Raw genomic sequence first — 19,390 nt, 5'->3', positions numbered from 1 at the left:
GCAACCGTCGTCTACCGCCCTGACGGCGCTCGGGCCGGCCGTGGGGCTCGGTCATGTATCGCCCTTCCGTGCGCGATGTGCCGCTACCGCGTCGATCCACGCCTGCAGGATCTCGACCGCGGCCGCCTGATCGACGACGGCACGTTGCTTACGTCCCTTCACCCCACGCTGCGACAGCATCCTGGATGCCGTCACCGTGGTCAACCGCTCGTCGGCCAGTCGCACCGGCACCGGCGCGATCCTGGCGGCGACCTTTTCGGCATAGTCCAGCGCCGCTTCGGCCGCCGGGCCATGACGGTCCTTGAGCGTCCTCGGCAAGCCGACGACGACCTCGACCACGTCGTGTTCCGTGACGAGTCCGACGAGCAGGTCGACGTCCTTGTCGCCCGCCGCGTCGCGAGTGAGGGTAACGAGAGGGCTCGCGAGGATGGGGTCGGGATCGCTCAACGCGACCCCGACCCGGACGGATCCGACATCCACGCCAAGCCGCCTGCCACGCCCCGGATCGGACTCTCCTGGTCGATCCGGGCGCCGCTGGGGGGCGTCGTCAGCCAACTTGGGCGACCGCCGCGCGCAGGGAGGCGATGGCCTGCTCGGCCCCGGCCGGGTTGGTGCCCCCGCCCTGTGCCATGTCCGGCTTGCCGCCGCCACGGCCACCGATCGCCTCGGCGAACGACGGGACGAGCTTGCCCGCCGCGATGCCCTTGGCCTGCGCCGCCTTGGTGGTGGCGACGACGAAGGCGACCTTCTCGCCCTGCGGGGCGAACAGCGCGACGATGCCCGGCCGGTCGCCGAGCCTGCCGCGGATGTCCGAAGCCAGCGCGCGCAGACCGTTCGAGTCGACGCCCTCGCCCAGCTTCTCCGCGACGACCGCGACGCCGCCGATGTCCTCGGCCTTGTCCGCGAGCGAACCCGCCGAGCCGAGCACCTGCTGGGTGCGCAGCTGCTCGATCTCCTTCTCGGCGTTCTTGAGCCGGGTGAGCACGTCTTCGATCCGCGACGGCAGCTGCTCCGAGGGCACCTTGAAGGTGTTCGCGAGCTGCGAGACGAGCAGCTGCTCCTTGCGGACGTACTTGAGCGCGTCCGTGCCGACCAGCGCCTCGACGCGGTGCACGCCGGAACCGATGGACGAGTCGCCCACCAGCTTCACCAGGCCGAGCTGGCCGATACGGTCGACGTGGGTGCCACCGCAGAGTTCGCGGGAGTACTCGCCCATGTCGACGACGCGGACGTCGTTGCCGTACTTCTCGCCGAAGAGCGCGACCGCGCCCAGTTCGAGGGCCTTGTCCTTGGTGGTGACGAAGGTGTTCACCTCGACGTTGGTCTGGAGGTAGTCGTTGACCTCCTCCTCGACCTCGGTCAGCACGTCGGCCGACACCCCGCCGGAGGTGGTGAAGTCGAAGCGCATCCGGCCCGGCGAGTTCAGCGAACCGGCCTGCGCCGCGCGCTTGCCGTACGCGCCGCGCACGGCGGCGTGCACCAGGTGCGTCGCGGAGTGCGACCGCTCGATCGACAGGCGGCGGTGCTGGTCGACCGAACCGGTCAGCGAGCTGCCGATGCCGACCTCGCCGTCGGTCACCTCGACGCGGTGCACGAACAGGCCCGGCACGATCTTCTGCACGTCGTGGACCTTGAGCTCGACGCCGTCGCCGAGCAGCACGCCGGTGTCGGCGACCTGGCCACCGCTCTCGGCGTAGAACGGCGTGCGGTCCAGGACCAGCTCCGCCTTCTTGCCCGCGCCGACGCTGGAGACCGGCACGCCGTCTTCGAGCAGCGCGACGACCTTGGCCTCGGCCTGCAGGTCGGTGTAGCCGAGGAACTCGGTCTCGCCGTTGCGCTCCAGCACCTTGCGGTACTCGGAAAGGTCGCCGTGGCCGGTCTTTCGCGACGCGGCGTCGGCCTTCGCGCGCTGCCGCTGCTCGTTCATGAGCGTGCGGAAGCCCTCTTCGTCGACGGACAGGCCCTGCTCGGACGCCATCTCCAGCGTCAGGTCGATCGGGAAGCCGTAGGTGTCGTGCAGCTGGAACGCCTTGTCCCCGGCCAGCAGCGAACCACCGGCACGCTTGGTCTCTTCGGCCGCCATGTCGAAGATGCGCGAGCCGCTGGTGAGCGTGGAGAGGAAGGCCTCCTCCTCGACGCGCACGACGTCCTCGATGCGGTCGAAACCGGAGACCAGCTCGGGGTACGTCGGGCCCATGGTGTCGCGGACGACCGCGGCGAAGGCGGGCAGTACCGGCTCGTGCACGCCGAGCAGGCGCGCGGAGCGGATGATGCGGCGAAGCAGGCGGCGCAGCACGTAGCCGCGGCCGTCGTTGCCCGGGGTGACGCCGTCACCGATGAGCAGGACGCCGGTGCGGGCGTGGTCGGCGATGACGCGGAAGCGGACGTCGTCCGTGTGGTCGGAGCCGTAGCGCCGGCCGGAGAACTCCTCGGCGCGGCCGATCACCGGGCGGACGAGGTCGGTCTCGTAGACGTTCTCGACGCCCTGGAGGATCGTCGCGACCCGCTCGACACCCATACCGGTGTCGATGTTCTTCTTCGGCAGCTCACCGATCGGCTTGTGGCCGTGCTTCGGGCTCTTGTCGCCCCGCACGTCCTGCATGAAGACGAGGTTCCAGATCTCGATGTAGCGGTCCTCGTCGGCGACCGGGCCGCCCTCGCGGCCGTAGTCCGGGCCGCGGTCGTAGTAGATCTCCGAGCACGGGCCACCGGGACCGGGTACGCCCATGTCCCAGTAGTTGTCTTTGCCGTCACGGGACTGGATGCGCTCGCCGGGCAGGCCGGTGAGCTTCTTCCACAGGCCCGCGGCCTCGGAGTCGTCCTCGTAGACGGTCGCCCAGATGCGGTTCGGGTCGAGGCCGTAGCCGCCTTCGCTCTGGGGCTTGGTGATCAGCTCCCAAGCCGCCTCGATGGCGCCTTCCTTGAAGTAGTCGCCGAAAGAGAAGTTCCCGGCCATCTGGAAGAACGTGTTGTGCCGCGTGGTCTTGCCGACCTCGTCGATGTCCGGCGTGCGGACGCATTTCTGGACGCTGGTCGCGCGCGGGTACGGCGGCGGGGCCTCGCCGAGGAAGTACGGCTTGAACTGGACCATGCCCGCGTTGACGAACAGCAGGTTCGGGTCGTCGAGGATCAGCGGCGCGCTGGGGACGCGCGTGTGTCCCTTGTTCTCGAAATGGCTCAGAAAACGCTGGGTGATTTCGTGTGTTTCCACGGGATCGTCCTTGTATACGGGCTCGCGCGAAGGCGCTGGGAATGCGGACAGGCGGGAACGGCGAAGGGCTGGGCTTCCGGACGCGGCCGGATCAGCCCTCCGCCCGGCGAGCTCGCCGGACCGGGCGCCGCGACGACGCCGCGTGCCTGCCCTCGGTCACGGGGGCCGTGCTCAAGCCGGTCCGTTCGGACACCATGTCGTGCAACTCCTGTTCCCGTTCGCTCATCCCGGCGCGGACCTCCGCGCCGAACGAACCGACGGCGCCCGCGAGTTCGCGCACGGCGTCGCCCAGGTTCGAGGCTAACCCCGCGGGAGTGGCCTGGCGAGCGGTTTCCGTCGCTTTGCGTGACAGGGCGACGCCGGCGACCACGCCGACGCCGAGCCAGAACAGGCGCTTCATTTGCGGCCCCGCTTCTTCGCCGGACGAGAGGCTTTCGCTTCCGCTTTCTTCCGGCGCGCCTTGATGGCCTTGCTCAGGCCGTAGGACAGCGCGGCCGTCTTCACCAGCGGCCCGCCGAGCGTCGCGGTGAACACCGACGACAGCGCGGACACGTTGCCGGACACGGCCTGCGCGTTGGCGGTGATGCCGTCGACCCGCTCCAGCTGCGTGTTGACGTGCGTGATCGTCTCGTTCGCGCCGATCAGCAGCGGGTCGGTGTTCTCGTGCGCCTTGCGGATGGCGATCGTGGCCTCGTCCAGGGTCCGGCCGAGCTTGAACAGCACGATCGCCAGCAGCACGACGAGTACGACGAATGCTCCTGCGGCGATCAGCGCGGCGATCTGCCCTGCCGACACGGGCCCTCCTCAAGGGTCTGCGGTCTTTGGTGCCCGTGAGGTTACCGCGCAGGCGCCCGTTCAGCGGTGTCACCCCGCCGAACGGTCACTCAGCGCAGTGACCTCACGACCGGCGGGCGGGAATCGGAGGTCAGCGCCCGCTCTTGGGCGGCGTGGTCTTCGCGTGCTTGGGCGGGTCTTCGGGCGCGCGGCTGTTGCGCCGGTCGTTGTCCGGCCGCGAGGAGGTGTCGGGTGCCCGCGTCTCAGGCGTCTCAGGCGTGGCGGGCGATGCCGTGGTCCCGGCCGGAGGCGGCCCGGCGCTCGTGCGGGGAGTCTCGTGAACCGGCTCGGGCGCTTCCTGCGATTCCGGCGGCGAAGCCGAACGAGATGGCCCGGCCGGCGTCGTGGTGGATGGCGTCGTCGTGGGCGGTGTCGCGGTGGGCGGCGCCGTCACGGGCGGCTGGGGCGTGGGGAACGGCCGGGGCTCCAGCGCGCTGGGCAGATCCGGCACGCCGGAGAACGCGACGAGGAGGAGAACCCCGTAAGAGGCGGCGGCGCCGGCGCTGATCGCGACCCGGCGGACGAAGACGCGACGACGGCCATTGGGGTCGGCGAACATCGGTCTCACGAGGCCTCCCCGCCGTCGTTTCGTCGTGCTGCCCGGGAACCACGGCCCTCGGGCTACGGACGCCGAGTCGACCTGTTCGGTTCTTGTGACGTTCATGTTACTGGGTCAAGGTTCCGGCATGCCTGAACTGTCACGCCGCATGTTGCTGGGCGCCACCGGCGCCGCGGCCGCCACCACTCTCCTCCCGCCCTCCGTGCACGCCGCCATGGCCGAACCCATGCGCCGGGGCGGACTCGACGCCATCGAGCACGTGATCGTGCTGATGCAGGAGAACCGGTCGTTCGATCACTACTACGGCAGCCTGCGCGGTGTCCGGGGCTTCTCCGACCCCCGTCCGCTCGAACTGCCGTCGGGGACGTCGGTGTTCGAGCAGCCGAATCCGGCCGGCGGCACGGTGCTGCCGTTCTCGGTGCGCAAGGCGGCCGAACTCGCCGGGCGGAAACCGGACGAGATCCAGTACCTCGGCGACCTCGACCACAGCTGGAACGGCAGCGGCAAGGCATGGGCGCGCGGCTGGAACAACGGCTGGATCGCGGCGAAGACGCCGGCCACCATGACCTACTACGAGCGCCGCGACATCGCGCTCCAGTACGAACTCGCGGACACGTTCACCATCTGTGACGCCTACCACTGCTCGATCTTCGGCTCCACCAACCCGAACCGGAACTTCCTGTGGACCGGGACCACCGGGTTCGAACCGGGCAGCACGACGAACCGCGCGGTCACGAACGCGGCGTACTCCTACGACCACAAGGGCTACGACTGGACGACGTACCCGGAGCGTCTCGAAGCCGCCGGGGTGCCGTGGCAGATCTACCAGGAGTGGGACAACTTCACCGACAACGCGGTCGAGTACTTCGTGCCGTTCAAGAAGGTCGGCACGAAGATCCTCGCTTCGGTCGAGGGAAGGTTCCGCACCACCGAAGAGTTCTACGACACCCTGCTCAAGAAGACCCCCGAAGAGCGCACCAAGCTGCTGGCGCAGTTCGACGCCGGGGTCGCGAAACTGACGCCCGCCGAGCGGAACCTGTTCAAGAAGGCCATGTACCGCAGCGAGCCCGAGACGCTGGTGACCCGGCTCAAGGCGGACATCCAGGCTCGGCGCCTGCCCGCGGTCAGCTGGCTGGTGCCGTCCGCGAAGGACTCCGAGCATCCCGGCGCGTCCACTCCGGTCGGCAGCGCGAACCTGATCTACCGCGTGCTCGACGCGCTGGCGTCCGACCGCGAGACGTGGTCGAAAACGGTGCTGCTGATCAATTTCGACGAGAACGACGGCTACTTCGACCACGTCCCGCCGCCGATGCCGCCCGGGAACGCGGCCAACGACGCGGACCACTTCAACGGCCAGCCGCTCGGCTTCGGGCCGCGCGTACCGATGACGATCGTCTCGCCGTGGTCGATCGGCGGCAACGTCGACTCCACCGTGTACGACCACACGTCGGTGCTGCGGTTCCTCGAACGCTGGACCGGGATCGCCGAGCCCAACATCAGCGAATGGCGGCGGACCGTCGCGGGCGACCTCACCGGCGCCTTCGACTTCTCGCGCGCCGGACGTCAGCCGCGTGTGACCCGGCCGGGCCCGGTGCCCGCGCCGATCAGCCGCTGGCGGCCGTCCGCGCCGGCGGAGCAGAGCCTGCCCGTGGCCGAACCCGGCAACCGGCCGTCCCGTCCGCTGCCGTATCAGGTGTCGGTGTCCGGCGCGGTGGACAAGGCGGGGAACCTGGCGCTTTCGCTGGCCAACAGCGGCTCGTCGTCCGCGCATTTCGCGCTGTACCCGTACAAGGGCGAATTCGCCGAGCCCGCGCATCGCGACGTCCGCGGCGAGGTGCCGGAACTCGTCCGGCCGGCCGGTGACGAATACCGCGTCGTCGTCCAGGGGCCGAACCGGTCGTGGTGGGAGTTTCGCGGAAACCGTCGCGGGGCCGCCGCGGGTGTCGATGTCCGGACGCGGTTCCTCACGTGGCGCTCGGGTGTCGAGTTCAAGCTGTCCAACTCGGGCACGTCGGCGCTGACGCTGCGGCTGTCGTCTTCGCGGTTCACGCGCGTGGTGCGGGTCGGGGCCGGGCGTTCGGTCACGGTGGACTGGCCGGTTTCGGGCGGCTGGTACGACGTGAAGGTCACCGCGGACGGGGATCCGTCGTTCCTGCGGACGCTGACCGCGCGGGTGGAGAACGGGCGGACTCGCTAAACCTCGTGAGTGGTAAGGACGGTTAGAACCGTCCTTACCACTCACGAGCTCTAATCGGGTTGCGTGCCGGTCGCCGCTGTTCTTAACGTCGCTTATGGCCGCCACCCTGCACGCGCTCCGCGTCGCCGCGCACGATCCGCACGCCCTCGAACGCTTCTGGTCCGGACTGCTCGGCCGGGAAATCGACGACACCGGTTTCCGGCTCGGTTTCGTGCCCTCCGAAGAGCCGAAGACCCGCCAGAACCAGATGCATTTCGACCTGACGAGCGAGTCTCTCGAAGACCAGCGGCGGACGGTCGCCAGGGCGCTCGAACTCGGCGGACGGCATATCGACGTCGGCCAGCGCCCCGAGGAGAAGCACGTGGTGCTCGCCGACCCCGAGGGCAACGAGTTCTGCGTCATCGGGCCGGGCAACGACTTCCTCGCCGACTGTGGTTTCGTCGGCGCCGTCGCGTGCGACGGTTCGCAAGAGGTCGGCCACTTCTGGAGCGAGGCGCTCGGCTGGCCGCTGGTGTGGGACCAGGACCAGGAGACGGCGATCCGCTCGCCGCACGGCGGCCCGAAGATCACCTGGGGCGGCCCGCCCTTCACCCCGAAAACCGGGCCCAACCGGTTGCGTTTCGTCCTGACCGGCCCGCTTTCCGAAATCGAGCGGCTGGTCGCGCTCGGCGCCACCCGGAAGGGGCCCGCGGAGATGGCGGATCCCGACGGGAACGAGTTTTCCTTCGTGGTACGGGCATAACACACACGGGATGTGGCCGGGAGTATGGCCACCGCCACCGAAGCCGGACCTGACGAACCACAGGTACGCTCCGCCGTACGGCACCGGATGGAAATTGGTCTACACCTATTGACGCGCGGCAGGTCAGCGGCTCAAGCTGCTGGGACCGAGGGCCATCTTCCAGTGTCGGAGGTTCGGCGTGCCAAGGAGAACCAGGAAACTACTCCCCCTGCTGGCGTCGCTCGTCACGCTGGCCGGACTCATGATCGTCGTCGTCACCCCGTCCCCGTCGAGCGCGGCGGGCCATGAGGACTGCCGTCCGGACGGGCTGTACCGGACACCCGGCGTCGACACCCCGTACTGCACCGTCTACGACACCGCGGGCCGCGAATCCCTGGGAGAAGGGCATTCCCGCCGCGTGATCGGCTACTTCACCAGCTGGCGCACCGGGAAGAACGGCGCACCGGCCTATCTGGTCAACAACATCCCGTGGTCGAAGGTCACCCACCTCAACTACGCGTTCGCGCATGTGGACGCGCAGAACAAGGTCTCGGTCGGCGCGCCGAGCGCGACCAACGAGTCCATCGGCATGGAATGGCCGGGCGTGCCCGGCGCCGAAATGGATCCGTCGTTGCCCTACAAGGGACATTTCAACCTGCTGACCAAGTACAAGAAGCAGCACCCGAACGTGAAGTCGCTGATCTCGATCGGCGGCTGGGCCGAGACCGGCGGCTTCCTGAACCCCGACGGCACCCGCAACGCCTCCGGCGGGTTCTACAAGATGACGCAGACCCAGGCGGGTATCGACGTCTTCGCGGATTCCGTCGTGGAATTCCTGCGCACCTACGGTTTCAACGGCGCGGACATCGACTACGAGTACGCGACCTCGGCGAACTACGCCGGAAACCCGGACGACTACTGGATCGCGCAGGCCAACCGGGGCACCCTCTGGGCGGGTTACGAGAACCTGATGCGCACGCTGCGCGAGAAGCTCGACCGGGCGGGTTCCGCCGACGGCAAGCACTACCTGCTGACCGCCGCCGTACCCGCGTCCGGCTGGTTGCTGCGCGGCCAGGAGGTCTACGGCGTCACGCGGTATCTCGACTACGCCAACATGATGAGCTACGACCTGCACGGCGCGTGGAACCAGTTCGTCGGGCCGAACGCCGCGCTCTACGACTCCGGCAACGACGCGGAACTCGCGCACTGGCAGGTGTACACGACACCGCAGTACGACGGGCAGGGCTATCTCAACACCGACTGGGCCTATCACTACTTCCGCGGCGCCATGCAGGCCGGCCGGATCAACGTCGGCGTCGGGTTCTACACCCGCGGCTGGCAAGGCGTGTCCGGCGGGACGAACGGGTTGTGGGGCAAGGCTCCGCTACCGGATCAGAAACAGTGTCCACCGGGCACCGGGTCACACGTCGGCTCGACGGTGCCGTGCGGCAACGGCGCGATCGGCATCGACAACCTCTGGCACGACCTCGGCCTGGCGGGCGGCGAGGTCCCCGCGGGCGCGAACCCGATGTGGCACGCGAAGAACCTCGAGAACGAGATCACCCCGGACTACCTGGAGGCGTACGGGCTGACCCCGAAGACCGACCCGTCGGACCGGATCTCCGGCTCCTACAACCGGTATTACGACAACACGATGGTGACGCCGTGGCTGTGGAACAACGACAAGAAGGTGTTCCTGTCCACTGAGGACGAAGCGTCGCTCGCCACGAAGGCCAAGTACGTGGCCGACAAGGGCATCGGCGGCATCATGATCTGGGAGCTGGCCGGCGACTACGCCTTCGACGAAGCCAAGGGCCAATACTTCATGGGCGACACGCTGATCACGAAGATCAACGACGGCCTGCGCGGAGCCGCCCCGTACGGCAACGCCAAGTCGCCGCGTCCCGCTCCGTCGTCGGTGCTGAACGCGAACGTCAACCTGACCGGTTTCGCGCTGGGCGACGCGAACTACCCGATCACCCCGCGGATGCGCATCACCAACAATTCGGCCACCACCATCCCGGGTGGGACGAAGATCGAGTTCGACTACGGCACGAGCGCGCCCGGCAGCATGTCCGACCAGTCCGGCTTCGGCCTGACGGTCACGAGCAAGGGCCACAGCGGGCCCAACGTCGGCGGGATGAAGGGAGACTTCCAGCATGTCGCGGTGACCGTGCCGACCTGGCAGAACATCGCCCCGGGCGCCACCGTCGAGATCCGGCTGAACTACTACATGCCGATCGCGTCGCCGTCGAACTTCACGTTCACCTTCGGCGGGACGACGTACGCGATCGCGTCGGATCACCCGCGTGGCGGCGGTGCCCCGCCGACGACGACCACGCCCACCACGACCACCGGGACGTCGACCACCACCACGACCAGTCCGACGACCACCACCAGTCCGACGACGACCACGTCGGTGCCGTCCGATGCCTGGAAGCCGAACGTCGACTACGCCACCGGTACTCGCGTGACCCACAACGGCGCGGCCTACGTGTGCCGTCAGGGCCACCGGTCGCTGCCCGGCTGGGAGCCGCCGAACGTGCCTGCCCTCTGGTCCCCCGCCTGACCGAGCCCGGCAGCGCGCTGAAGGGCCTCGTGAGTGGTAAGGACGGTTCTAACCGTCCTTACCACTCACGAGGCCCAAAGCCTTCAGTACCGCCCGGCCGTCAACTCGTCGTACCCCGGGAAGTCCCCCGCCAGGGTCGCGCCGGTGAAGTTGCCGACCCACCCGCCGTCGTCGTGGAAGAACCGGATGGACACATAGTCGGGCCGCGTCCCCATGTCGAACCAGTGCGTGGTGTTCGCGGGCACGCTCAGCAGGTCCCCCGCCTCGCACAGCACCGCGTACACCTTCCCCCCGACGTGCAGGTAGAACACGCCGGACCCGCGCGCGAAGAAGCGGTCTTCGTCATCGTCGTGGGTGTGCTCGGCGAGGAACTTCTGCCGCGCTTCGGCGGCCTCGGCCGCCCAGCCGGGCTCGTCCGACGGGGTCATGCGGACGGCGTCCACGAACGTGTAGCCCTCGGCCGCCGAGACCTTGCCGATCGGCTCCTCGTAGGCGGCCAGCACCTGCTCGGGCGTCACTTCGCGCGGCAGATCCGGGACGAGGTCCCACCGCTCGAACCGGACGCCGAGCCGCCCCAGTTCCCCGGTGATCACGGCCGGGTCCTCGGTCCTGAGCGCGATCTCGCCGGGCCGGTCGTCCGGCCACACGGTCAGCAGGGTCATCGCACTCCCCTTTCTCCACCGACAAGTCTTGTCTCTACCCGGAACCGGAGCAACCACTCCAAACATTCCAGGCGATGGCGCGCGTGGCGCAGGTCATCACCCCAGACGTAGATCCCGTGCCGCGCGACGATCACCGCCGGCGTGTCGGCCCGGAACCCCGCCTCGAAGGCGTCGCCGAGGACGCGCATGTCCTGGCCGTTGGCGATCACCGGGATGGTCACCAGGTCGTCGTGCGCGGCGCGGCCGAAGCCCTTGAGCATCTCCAGGTCCCGCAGTTCGACGCCGTCCGGCCAGTGCTCGGCGGCCACCACCGGCGCGAGGGCGTGCACGTGGATCACCGCGCCCGCGCCCGACACCGCCGCGATCCGGGCGTGCAGTCCGGACTCGGCCGACGGCACCTTGTCGGGATGCGGCTGGTCGGCGACGGCCAGCCCGTCCTCCCCGACCACCACGACGTCGTCGCTGGTCAGCTCGCCTTTGTCCCGGCCGCTGACGGTGACCGCGACCCGCAGCGGATCACGCCCGAGCACCACCGAGAGGTTGCCGGACGTGCCCCGCATCCAGCCCAGCCCGGCGAACCGGGCGGACTCCTCGGCCAGCGCGCTTCCGGCCAGTTCCAGCACGCTCGGCGTCGTCACTGAGGAACGACCTTGACCTCGTCGAACGTCCGGATGGTCCGGTGCGCCCCGAAATCGGCGTCGCCGAAAGGTTCACCCTCCCGGGCGAGGCCGACGGTCTGCCAGCCGTCGGCGGCGGCCCCGTCGAGTTCGGCCGGGACGTCGGAGAAGAACACGATGTCACCCGGCTCGGCGTCCAGGGCGGTGGCGATCGCGCGGTAGGACGGCGCCTCACGTTTCGGCCCGGCGTTGACGGTGTCGAAATGCTTCTCGAACAGGCCGGTGACGTCGCCGTCGGTGGTCCGCGAGAACGACGCGATCTGCCCGGCGGCCGAACCGGAGGAGAACACCGCGAGCCGCAGCCCGGACTCGTGCCACGACCGCAGCGCCGGAGCGACGTCGCCGAAGAACTCCGTCGTGAGGTCACCCTCGGCGTACCCGCGCTGCCAGATGAGCCCCTGCAACGTCTTCAGCGGCGCGATCTTCTGATCCGCGTCCATCCAGCCGTGCAGCACCCGCACGACGTCCACTGTGGACGCGTCCGCCGCGAGCCCGCCGAGTTCCTTGATCTCGGCGACGGCGCGGGCGACTTCGGGGTCTTCCGCGTGCTCGTCGATCCACGGGCCCAGCCGCGGGCGCGCGTAGTCGTAGAGGGTCACGTGCACGTAGCTGGTGGCGGTCAGCGTGCCCTCGATGTCGAGGACCACCCATCGGGCGTTCAGCGTTGCGGTCACTGGTTCGCTTCCCCTTCTGCGTAGTACTCGCGGAGCCGTCCGGGCCCGAAGGCCCCGCGGTCGGTCACCACCGCGGTCACGAACCGCGGTGGCGTCACGTCGAAGGCCGGATAGTGCCCACGGACGCGTTCGCTCGCGACGCGGTGGCCGAGCGCGCTCAGCACCTCGTCGCCGTCGCGGTATTCGATCGGCACGTCGGCGCCGGTCGGCGTGGCCTGGTCGGGCGCCTGGACCATCGCGAGGAACGGCACGCCGAACGCCTCCGCCGCCACCGCGAGCCCCAGGGTGCCGATCTTGTTGACGACGTGGCCGTCCATGGTGACCCGGTCGGCCGCCGTCACCAGCGCGCCGACCTCGCCGGAGGACAGCACCGCGGCGCCCATCCCGTCGGTGATCAGCCGGGTGTCGGCGCCCATCTCGGCGAGGGTCTCGGCGGTCAGCCGCGCACCCTGCAGATACGGCCGGGTTTCCGTGCACAGGAAGGAGAACTCCTTGCCCTGCCGCCGCGCGGCGAGCACGAATTCGACCAGGTACAGGTCGGCCCAGCAATGCGTCAGCACGGTCGCCCCGCCCGGCACCAGCGCGGCCGCGTGCTCACCGAGCGCACGGCTGCGCGACCGATACAACTCGTCACCCACCCGTGCCCCGGCCGTCGCGGCCTCGACGAGATCGTCCGCCGACTTGTCCACTTCGGACAGTACGACGGCGACGGCCTTGCGCAGGTGGTTGTTGGTCTCGCGGGTCGCGACGATCCGCTCCCCCGCCCGCTCCAGATACGCCCGCGGGTCCGCGAGGCCGGACGCCTCGCGCGCGGCGAGCACCATTGCGCCCAACGCGGCGAAATACGGCCCGGAAGACTGCGTGACCATCTCTTCGATGGCCACCGCGACCTCTTCCGAAGTCCGGCAGAGCACCCACTCGCGCTTGAACGGGAAGACCCGGCGGTCGAGGATGTGCACGCCTTCGTCGTCGAGGTGGACGCTTTCGGCGAGGATCGGCGGCGTCATCAGCTGTACCCCGAAAGGCACGGCGGGATCCCGTTGAGGAAGTGGTCGCCGACCTCGCGCGCCTTGTACGTCACGGGGTCGTGCAAGGTCAGCGTGCGGGCGTTGCGCCAGAAGCGGTCGAAGCCGTACTTCGTCGCGGTGGCCCGCGCGCCGGTGAACTCGAAGACCTTGCTCGTGGTCTCGACCGCGGCCCGGCTCGCCACGATCTTCGCCGACGAGATGGCGATCGCCGCTTCGGCACGCTCGGCCGGGGTCAGGTCGAAGCCGCGTTCGTCCGCCTCGCCGAGCGCGGAAACCGCCGCGTCCACGGCGAAACCGGCCGCCCGTGCCGTCGCGACCAGCTCGCCGTATCCGGCGAGGATGTAGGGGTCCTGGGCCGCTTTGTCCACATCGGACAGTGTCCAGGGCCGCGCGGACTCCCGCGTGTAGACGGCCGCGGCGTCGAGCGCGCCGAACGCGAGGCCGACGTAGACCTGCGCGAGCATGAGCTGGAAGCCGATCGCCGCCAGGGAGATGCGGGGCACCTTCGAATCGGACTGGTCCTCCGGCTGGGCGCCGAGCACGTCGTCCTTGGCGACGCGGACGTCCTCGAACCGCACCGCACCGCTCGCGGTGAGCCGCTGGCCGATGTTGTCCCACTCACCGGGGAAGGTGATCCCGTCGGCCCGCGCGTCGACGACGAAGGTCAGCTTCTCGCCGTTGTCGGTTCTCGTCGCGCTGACGACCAAGCGGTCGGCGACGGCCGCGCCGGTGGCGAAGGTCTTGGTGCCCTCGACGGTGAACCCGCCGTCGGCCGGGGTCAGGAGCAGGGCGGCGTCGAGCGGATTGCTCACGCCGGCCCAGAACCAGCCCGCTTCGCTCGCCGCGCGCGGCCCGAACAGGCCGGTGCGCCACAGCTGCAGGTAGTGGTAACCGAGCAGATGGCCGACCGACGCGTCCGCGGCGGAGACGATCCGGGTGGCCTCGTTCGCGGCCGCCCAGCCCGAGGTGTCGAGCAACGGCAGCAGCCCGGACTCGCGCAGCAGGCCGACCTCACGGACCGGGAGATCTCCGGTGAGGTCCCGCTCGGCCGCGTCCGCCGCCAGGGTGCTCGCCAGTTCGAGCGCCGCTTTTCGCCACACTTCGGTCATTCCGCCCCTTCCACGTCGATGAGCGCGTCCAGCGCCACGCGGGTCGCCCTCGCCACCCCTTCGGCCACGACGTCGCGATGCGGGTCGTAGGCCGACGGGTCGGGGTGCTCGGGCCGCGCGTCGCCGTCGATCACGAGCACACCACCGGCCCGAAGGCCACGCAATGCCGCGAACACCAGCAACGTGGAGAGTTCCATCTCAATGGCGATCACCCGCGCGGCGAGGTACTCGGTCATCGGGAGGGTGAGCACCAGCGGGCTGAACGCGGCCCGCGTCCACACCACGCCCCGGTGCGCTTCCGGTGCCTGGCGGCTCAACGCCACGACGAGCTCCGGAGTGGCGAACGCCGGGTACTCCGGATGGATGAGCTGCTGGGTGACGCCGTCGTCGCGGACCGCCGCCTCGGCGATGACGAGGTCGCCGTCGGTGATGCCGTCGGCCAGCGAACCGGCGGTGCCGAGCCGGAGGAACGTGCCGACGCCCGCCTCGGCCAGCTCGCCGAACTGGCACAGCGCGCCGGGCCCGCCGACACCGTGCGACGACACGACGACCGGGATGCCCTTCCAGGTGCCGGTGTAACTGCGGTACTCGCGGTTCTGCCCGACGAGGACGGCGTCGGTCAGCGATCCGGCCACCGCGGTGGCGCGGTCCGGGTCGCCGACGACGAGGGCGCGCGGTGGCAGCCCGTGCCGGGGGATCTTGGTGATGGGCAGGACGTCGCTCACGCGGGCTGTCCCTTCTTGCGCTTGAGATTGGACAGGAACAGCGCCACGAGCGTGACGACATAGGGAGCGGCGTCGGTGGCCTGCTGCGGCAACCCGATGCCCTGGAGCCGGAAACCGAACGCCTCGGCGAGGCCGAACAGCAGCGCCGCGAGCAGCACCCCGAGCGGATGCGCGCGGCCCAGCATGACCGCGACGACGGCGATCCAGCCGCGGCCCGCGGTCATGTTCTCGGCGAAGAGCGTCACCGAGCCCAGTGCCAGCTGCGCGCCGCCGAGACCGCACAGCGCTCCCCCGGCCAGGATCACCCCGTAGCGGTACTTGGTCACGTTGACGCCGAGGCTGGACGCGGCTTCCGGACGCTCTCCGACGCCGCGCAGCCGCAGCCCCCACGGATGCCGGTACAGCAGCACCGCGAGCGCGGGCACGGCCAGCCACGACAGGTAGACCAGCAACGATTGCCCCGGGATCGGGCCGAACTGGCCCAGCCCTTGCAGCGACGGGTCGCTGAAGGAGCCTTCGGTGCCGAAGACGGTGCGGATGAGGAAGCTCGTCAGGCCGACCGCGAGCAGGTTGCTCGCGACGCCCAGGACGATCGGGTCGCCGTCGAAGGTGATCGAGCCGATCGCGAGGATCAGCGAGTACGCCGTCGCCGCGAACACCGCCACGACGACGCCGATCCAGGCGCTGCCGGTGTACCAACTGCCCGCGACCGCGCCGAAGCAGCCGACCAAAAGCGAACCTTCGAGCGAGATGTTGAAGACCCCGGCCCGCTGACACAGCGCGCCCGCGAGCGCGGCGAACAGGATCGGCGTCAACGCGGTGAGCGCCGAGGAGAACAGGCTCGCGTCGATCATGCCCGCCTCGCCTTCCGCTTGAAGACGCCCGAAGCCGCCGCCAGGAAGATGATGAGCACAGCTTGCAGGACGGCGGTCAGTTCTCGCGGCACCTGGGTGGCGCGTTCCATCGCGAATCCGCCGCTGGTCAGCGCCGCGAAGAAGACCGCCGCGAGCAGCGTCCCGAGCGGGCTGGCCCCGGCGAGCAGCGCCGCGAGCAGGCCGATCCAGGTGTACTGCGGCGTGATCAGCGCGCCGTCGATGAACCGGTACGGGAAGCCGAGGACGGCGATCGCGCCGACCAGCCCGGCCGTCCCGCCCGAGGCGGCCAGGAGCCGGAGGGTGAGTTTCGGCCGGTCGATGCCGGCGTAGGCGGCGAACCGCGGGGCCCAGCCGGTCACCTTGGTCTCGAAACCGGCGGGAGTGCGGGCGTCGATGACCGTGTAGACCGCGATCACCGCCACCACCAGGAAGATCCCGGTCGTCACGCCGTCGATTTCGGGCAGCCTCGCGCCTTCGGCCAATTGCGGGCTCTGCGGGAGGCTGGAGCCGGCGTCCTTCATCGGGAAACGCACCAGATACCCGGCGAGCGACATCGCCGGATAGCTCAACAGCAGCGTGCTGATCAGCAACGGGACACCGAGGCGGTTCTCGCAGACCGCGGCCAGCGCGGCGTACGCGGCTCCGGCGACGATGCCGGCGAGCAGCGCGAGGATCACCTTGACCGGCCCGGGACCGGGCACGTACAGGCCGACGGCGAGCGCGCTGACCGCGCCGAGCACCAGCTGCCCCTCACCGCCGAGGTTCACCATGCCCGCGCGCAGCGGGATCGCCAGCGCGGTCGCCATCCCCGCGACGGGGACGGCGTAGGCGAGGGTGTCGCCGATGCCGTCGGGGCCGAACGCGCCGGAGACGATCGCGCCGTACGCGGCCAGCGGATCGGTTCCGGTGGCCAGCAACAGGATCGCGCCGAGCACGAGCGCGGCGGCGACCGGGACGGCGACAAGGCGGACGCGGGTCATCCGGCACCACCGGCCATCGCGAGGCCGATCGTGTGCTGATCGGCCTCGTCCTTGATGAACTCCGCGACGATCCGGCCCTCGAACAGCACCAGCACCCGGTCGGACAACGCGAGGATCTCGCTGAGCTCGGCGGAGATCAGCAGGACGGCGTGCCCGGCGTCGCGATGGGCGACGAGCCTCGCGTGGATGTTCTCGATCGCGCCGACGTCGACCCCACGCGTGGGCTGTTCGACCAGCAGGAAGGGTGCGTCGTGGGTGAGTTCCCGGCCGAAGATCGCCTTCTGCTGGTTGCCGCCGGACAACGTGCCCATCGCGGCGGCGGGGCCGGACGCGCGGACGTCGTAGTCCTCGATGATCGCCGATGCGTGGTCGTCGATCGCCTTGCGGCGCAGGAATCCCTTGCGCGCCAACGGTCGCTTGCGGTGGAAGCCGACGGCCAGATTCTCCCGGAGGCTCGCCGTGGGCGCGGAGCCGACCTCGGCGCGGTCTTCCGGGACATGGGCGAGCCCGGCGTCCCTGCGTGCGCGGACCGACAGACCGTCGAGCCTCTGTCCTTTGAGGACGATGCTGCCGCTGGTCTTCAACAGTCCGGTGATGGCGGCGCAAAGCTCCGCCTGTCCGTTGCCCGCCACACCGGCGACGCCGACGATCTCCCCGGCGCGAACGGTCAAGGACACGTTGTCCAGCAACGGTTTTCCTTCCATACCGGGAACTGTCAGGGAACGGGCTTCGAGGACGCCGTCACCGGGCCTCCCGGCCGGGTGGACCCGGCCGAGGTCGACCTCGCGTCCGGTCATCGCCGCGGCGAGCCCGGCGGCCGTCTGCTCCGCGGTGCGCCCGCGCGCGCTGACCCGGCCGTCCCGCAGCACCGTGACGTGGTCGCTGACGGCGAGGACCTCCTGCAGTTTGTGCGACACCAGCAGAATCGTGCGATTCTCGGCCGCGAGGGCGCGCAGTACGCCGAACAACCGCTCGGTCTCGGACGGGGTCAGCACGGCGGTGGGTTCGTCGAGGATCAGCACGCCGGCCTCGCGGTACAGCAGTTTGAGGATCTCGACGCGCTGCCGGAGCCCGACCGGCAGGTCACGGACGCGGTCGCCGGGCCGCAGCCGCAGTTCGTGCCGTTCGATCAGTTCGGTGACGCGGGCCGTCGCCGCCTTGCGGTCCAGCAGGCCGCGGCGGGTCGGTTCGCTGCCGAACACGACGTTCTCGGTGACGGTGAGCTCGCCGAACAGCGCGAAACCCTGCTGCACCATGCCGACACCGGCATCGATCGCCTGCGCGGGCGAGCCGAAGGAGACTTCCTTGCCGTGCAACGAGATCGTGCCCTCGTCGGGCCGGTGCAGACCGTAGAGCACGGACATGAGCGTCGATTTGCCCGCGCCGTTCTCACCCATCAGGGCGTGGATCTCACCTCGGCCGACGTCGAGATCCACGTGGTCGTTCGCGAGTACTCCGGGGAACCGCTTGACGATCCCCCGGAGCGAGACGGCGTCAGGATTTGGCGGGGTCATCGACGACGATCGCGCCCGAGATGATCTGGTCCCGCAGTTCGCCGACCTTGGCCAGCACGTCGGGGTGGCCCGAGACGACGCACTGCGAAGTCGCGGCGTCCGGCTCCAGCCCGGTCAGGGAAATACCCTTCTCCTTGAGGCCGTAGGACTTCGTCTCGCCGGCCTTGCCAGCGAGGATCGCGTCGACCCCGTCGCCGACGACGACGTTGGTGCGCTTGATGACGTTGTCCACGACCTGTCCGGGACTGGCCGGGCACTGATTGGCGTCGACCCCGAACGCGAAGAACCCGCCCTGTTTCGCCGCCTCGAACACGCCGAGGTTGCCCGCCGCGGAGGCCGCGCCCATGACGTGGTCGACGCCCTGACCGGCGAGCGTGCCGGCCAGCGCCTTCGCGCGGGCCGGATCGTTGAACGGGTTCGCTCCGCCGATGAACAGCGGGGCGAGCGTGGTGCCCGGCTTGGCCTTCTCGGCGCCCTGCCCGAACGGGATCGAGTACCGGCGGAACTGGGGCGCGTCGAGCACGACGACCGCGCCGACCTTGCCGCTCTTGCTCAGCAGCCCGGCTTCGGCGCCCGCGAGGTAGCTGCCCTCGTGCTCACGGAACGTCGCGCAGGTGACGTTCGGGAACGGTTTGGTGGTGCAGGAGTCCACGAACAGGAACTTCTGCTCGGGGTTGCGCTCGGCCTCGGCCGCGATCGCGTCGGCGAAGTTGAAGCCGACGGCGACGATCACGGCGGGCTTCTCGCGCACCGCGGCCGCGAGGTTCTGCTGGATCGACGCCGGATCGGTGCTCTGGTACACCTTCTGCGTCCCGTTGTGCTTCTTGGCCGAATCCTCGATGCCCTCGACGGCGAGTTTGAGGAAGTCGTTGACCCCGACCGGGCTCGGCGTGATCAGGACCAGCGCCGGCCCCGCGGCGTTCCGGGCGGCCGGATCCTTGGCCGAGGCGTTGCACGCGGCGAGGAGCGTGACGGCGGAAACGGCCATGACGGCCCGCAGGAGGGTTCTCGGCGACATGTCCCGGACTGTATGTCGCCGGTCCACGATATGACAC

Annotated in this window: 18 protein-coding genes; 3 read left to right on the top strand and 15 right to left on the bottom strand. The window is 69.8% G+C overall.

Annotation, left to right across the window (positions count from 1 at the left end; translation table 11 throughout):
• Positions 1-51: 51 nt before the first annotated feature.
• The 5 genes from ruvX to ACZ3HL_RS05735 form a co-directional block, all read right to left on the bottom strand.
• Positions 52-555, bottom strand: coding sequence for a Holliday junction resolvase RuvX (ruvX, locus tag ACZ3HL_RS05755; protein ID WP_034318271.1), 504 nt, complete (start codon positions 553-555; stop codon positions 52-54).
• On the bottom strand, positions 548-3,211 hold the full coding sequence (gene alaS / locus ACZ3HL_RS05750) for an alanine--tRNA ligase (protein ID WP_465412291.1): 2,664 nt from the start codon (positions 3,209-3,211) through the stop codon (positions 548-550). Before alaS ends, ruvX begins: the two co-directional genes overlap by 8 nt.
• Before the next feature lie 91 nt (positions 3,212-3,302).
• Complete coding sequence (locus tag ACZ3HL_RS05745) at positions 3,303-3,611, bottom strand: hypothetical protein (RefSeq protein WP_016333063.1); 309 nt, start codon at positions 3,609-3,611, stop codon at positions 3,303-3,305.
• Positions 3,608-4,006, bottom strand: coding sequence for a DUF948 domain-containing protein (locus ACZ3HL_RS05740; RefSeq protein WP_007031187.1), 399 nt, complete (start codon positions 4,004-4,006; stop codon positions 3,608-3,610). Before ACZ3HL_RS05740 ends, ACZ3HL_RS05745 begins: the two co-directional genes overlap by 4 nt.
• 130 nt (positions 4,007-4,136) lie before the next feature.
• The gene (locus ACZ3HL_RS05735; RefSeq protein WP_465529018.1) at positions 4,137-4,613 is read right to left on the bottom strand and encodes a hypothetical protein; all 477 of its coding nucleotides are present in this window, start codon (positions 4,611-4,613) and stop codon (positions 4,137-4,139) included.
• 118 nt (positions 4,614-4,731) lie between these two features.
• Here ACZ3HL_RS05735 and ACZ3HL_RS05730 point away from each other — a divergent pair, with 118 nt between their 5' ends.
• From ACZ3HL_RS05730 to ACZ3HL_RS05720, 3 genes are all read left to right on the top strand, one after another.
• Positions 4,732-6,801: a phosphocholine-specific phospholipase C gene (locus tag ACZ3HL_RS05730; protein ID WP_465529016.1), complete on the top strand. Its 2,070-nt coding sequence runs from the start codon at positions 4,732-4,734 to the stop codon at positions 6,799-6,801.
• A gap of 94 nt (positions 6,802-6,895) precedes the next feature.
• Positions 6,896-7,543 carry a VOC family protein gene (locus ACZ3HL_RS05725; RefSeq protein WP_465529014.1) on the top strand — a complete coding sequence of 216 codons (648 nt, stop codon included), beginning with the start codon at positions 6,896-6,898 and terminating at the stop codon, positions 7,541-7,543.
• Between the two features lie 178 nt (positions 7,544-7,721).
• Positions 7,722-10,091: a chitinase C-terminal domain-containing protein gene (locus ACZ3HL_RS05720; RefSeq protein ID WP_465529012.1), complete on the top strand. Its 2,370-nt coding sequence runs from the start codon at positions 7,722-7,724 to the stop codon at positions 10,089-10,091.
• Positions 10,092-10,174: 83 nt separating this feature from the next.
• Here the strand turns inward: ACZ3HL_RS05720 and ACZ3HL_RS05715 are convergent, their stop codons facing one another.
• The 10 genes from ACZ3HL_RS05715 to ACZ3HL_RS05670 are packed head-to-tail and all read right to left on the bottom strand — an operon-like array spanning position 10,175 to position 19,353.
• Positions 10,175-10,753 carry a 1,2-dihydroxy-3-keto-5-methylthiopentene dioxygenase gene (locus ACZ3HL_RS05715; protein ID WP_465412286.1) on the bottom strand — a complete coding sequence of 193 codons (579 nt, stop codon included), beginning with the start codon at positions 10,751-10,753 and terminating at the stop codon, positions 10,175-10,177.
• Positions 10,750-11,391 (bottom strand): methylthioribulose 1-phosphate dehydratase, encoded by a 642-nt coding sequence (mtnB, locus tag ACZ3HL_RS05710; RefSeq protein WP_465529010.1) that lies wholly within the window; start codon positions 11,389-11,391, stop codon positions 10,750-10,752. Before mtnB ends, ACZ3HL_RS05715 begins: the two co-directional genes overlap by 4 nt.
• Positions 11,388-12,104, bottom strand: coding sequence for an acireductone synthase (gene mtnC / locus ACZ3HL_RS05705; protein ID WP_465529008.1), 717 nt, complete (start codon positions 12,102-12,104; stop codon positions 11,388-11,390). Before mtnC ends, mtnB begins: the two co-directional genes overlap by 4 nt.
• Positions 12,101-13,111 carry a translation initiation factor eIF-2B alpha/beta/delta subunit family protein gene (locus ACZ3HL_RS05700; protein ID WP_465412517.1) on the bottom strand — a complete coding sequence of 337 codons (1,011 nt, stop codon included), beginning with the start codon at positions 13,109-13,111 and terminating at the stop codon, positions 12,101-12,103. The genes mtnC and ACZ3HL_RS05700 overlap by 4 nt, the downstream gene beginning before the upstream one ends.
• Complete coding sequence (locus ACZ3HL_RS05695; protein ID WP_465412283.1) at positions 13,111-14,241, bottom strand: acyl-CoA dehydrogenase family protein; 1,131 nt, start codon at positions 14,239-14,241, stop codon at positions 13,111-13,113. The genes ACZ3HL_RS05700 and ACZ3HL_RS05695 overlap by 1 nt, the downstream gene beginning before the upstream one ends.
• Complete coding sequence (locus ACZ3HL_RS05690) at positions 14,238-14,966, bottom strand: nucleoside phosphorylase (protein WP_465529006.1); 729 nt, start codon at positions 14,964-14,966, stop codon at positions 14,238-14,240. Before ACZ3HL_RS05690 ends, ACZ3HL_RS05695 begins: the two co-directional genes overlap by 4 nt.
• Positions 14,963-15,820: an ABC transporter permease gene (locus tag ACZ3HL_RS05685; RefSeq protein WP_465529004.1), complete on the bottom strand. Its 858-nt coding sequence runs from the start codon at positions 15,818-15,820 to the stop codon at positions 14,963-14,965. Before ACZ3HL_RS05685 ends, ACZ3HL_RS05690 begins: the two co-directional genes overlap by 4 nt.
• Positions 15,817-16,821 carry an ABC transporter permease gene (locus ACZ3HL_RS05680; RefSeq protein ID WP_465529002.1) on the bottom strand — a complete coding sequence of 335 codons (1,005 nt, stop codon included), beginning with the start codon at positions 16,819-16,821 and terminating at the stop codon, positions 15,817-15,819. Before ACZ3HL_RS05680 ends, ACZ3HL_RS05685 begins: the two co-directional genes overlap by 4 nt.
• Positions 16,818-18,335, bottom strand: a complete 1,518-nt coding sequence (locus ACZ3HL_RS05675) for an ABC transporter ATP-binding protein (RefSeq protein ID WP_465529000.1) — start codon at positions 18,333-18,335, stop codon at positions 16,818-16,820. The genes ACZ3HL_RS05680 and ACZ3HL_RS05675 overlap by 4 nt, the downstream gene beginning before the upstream one ends.
• Positions 18,316-19,353 carry a BMP family ABC transporter substrate-binding protein gene (locus ACZ3HL_RS05670; RefSeq protein ID WP_465528998.1) on the bottom strand — a complete coding sequence of 346 codons (1,038 nt, stop codon included), beginning with the start codon at positions 19,351-19,353 and terminating at the stop codon, positions 18,316-18,318. The genes ACZ3HL_RS05675 and ACZ3HL_RS05670 overlap by 20 nt, the downstream gene beginning before the upstream one ends.
• Positions 19,354-19,390: the final 37 nt, after the last annotated feature.

It is taken from the genome of Amycolatopsis sp. NPDC000009 (genome assembly GCF_055563465.1).
This window is presented reverse-complemented; position numbering and strand designations above follow the sequence as displayed.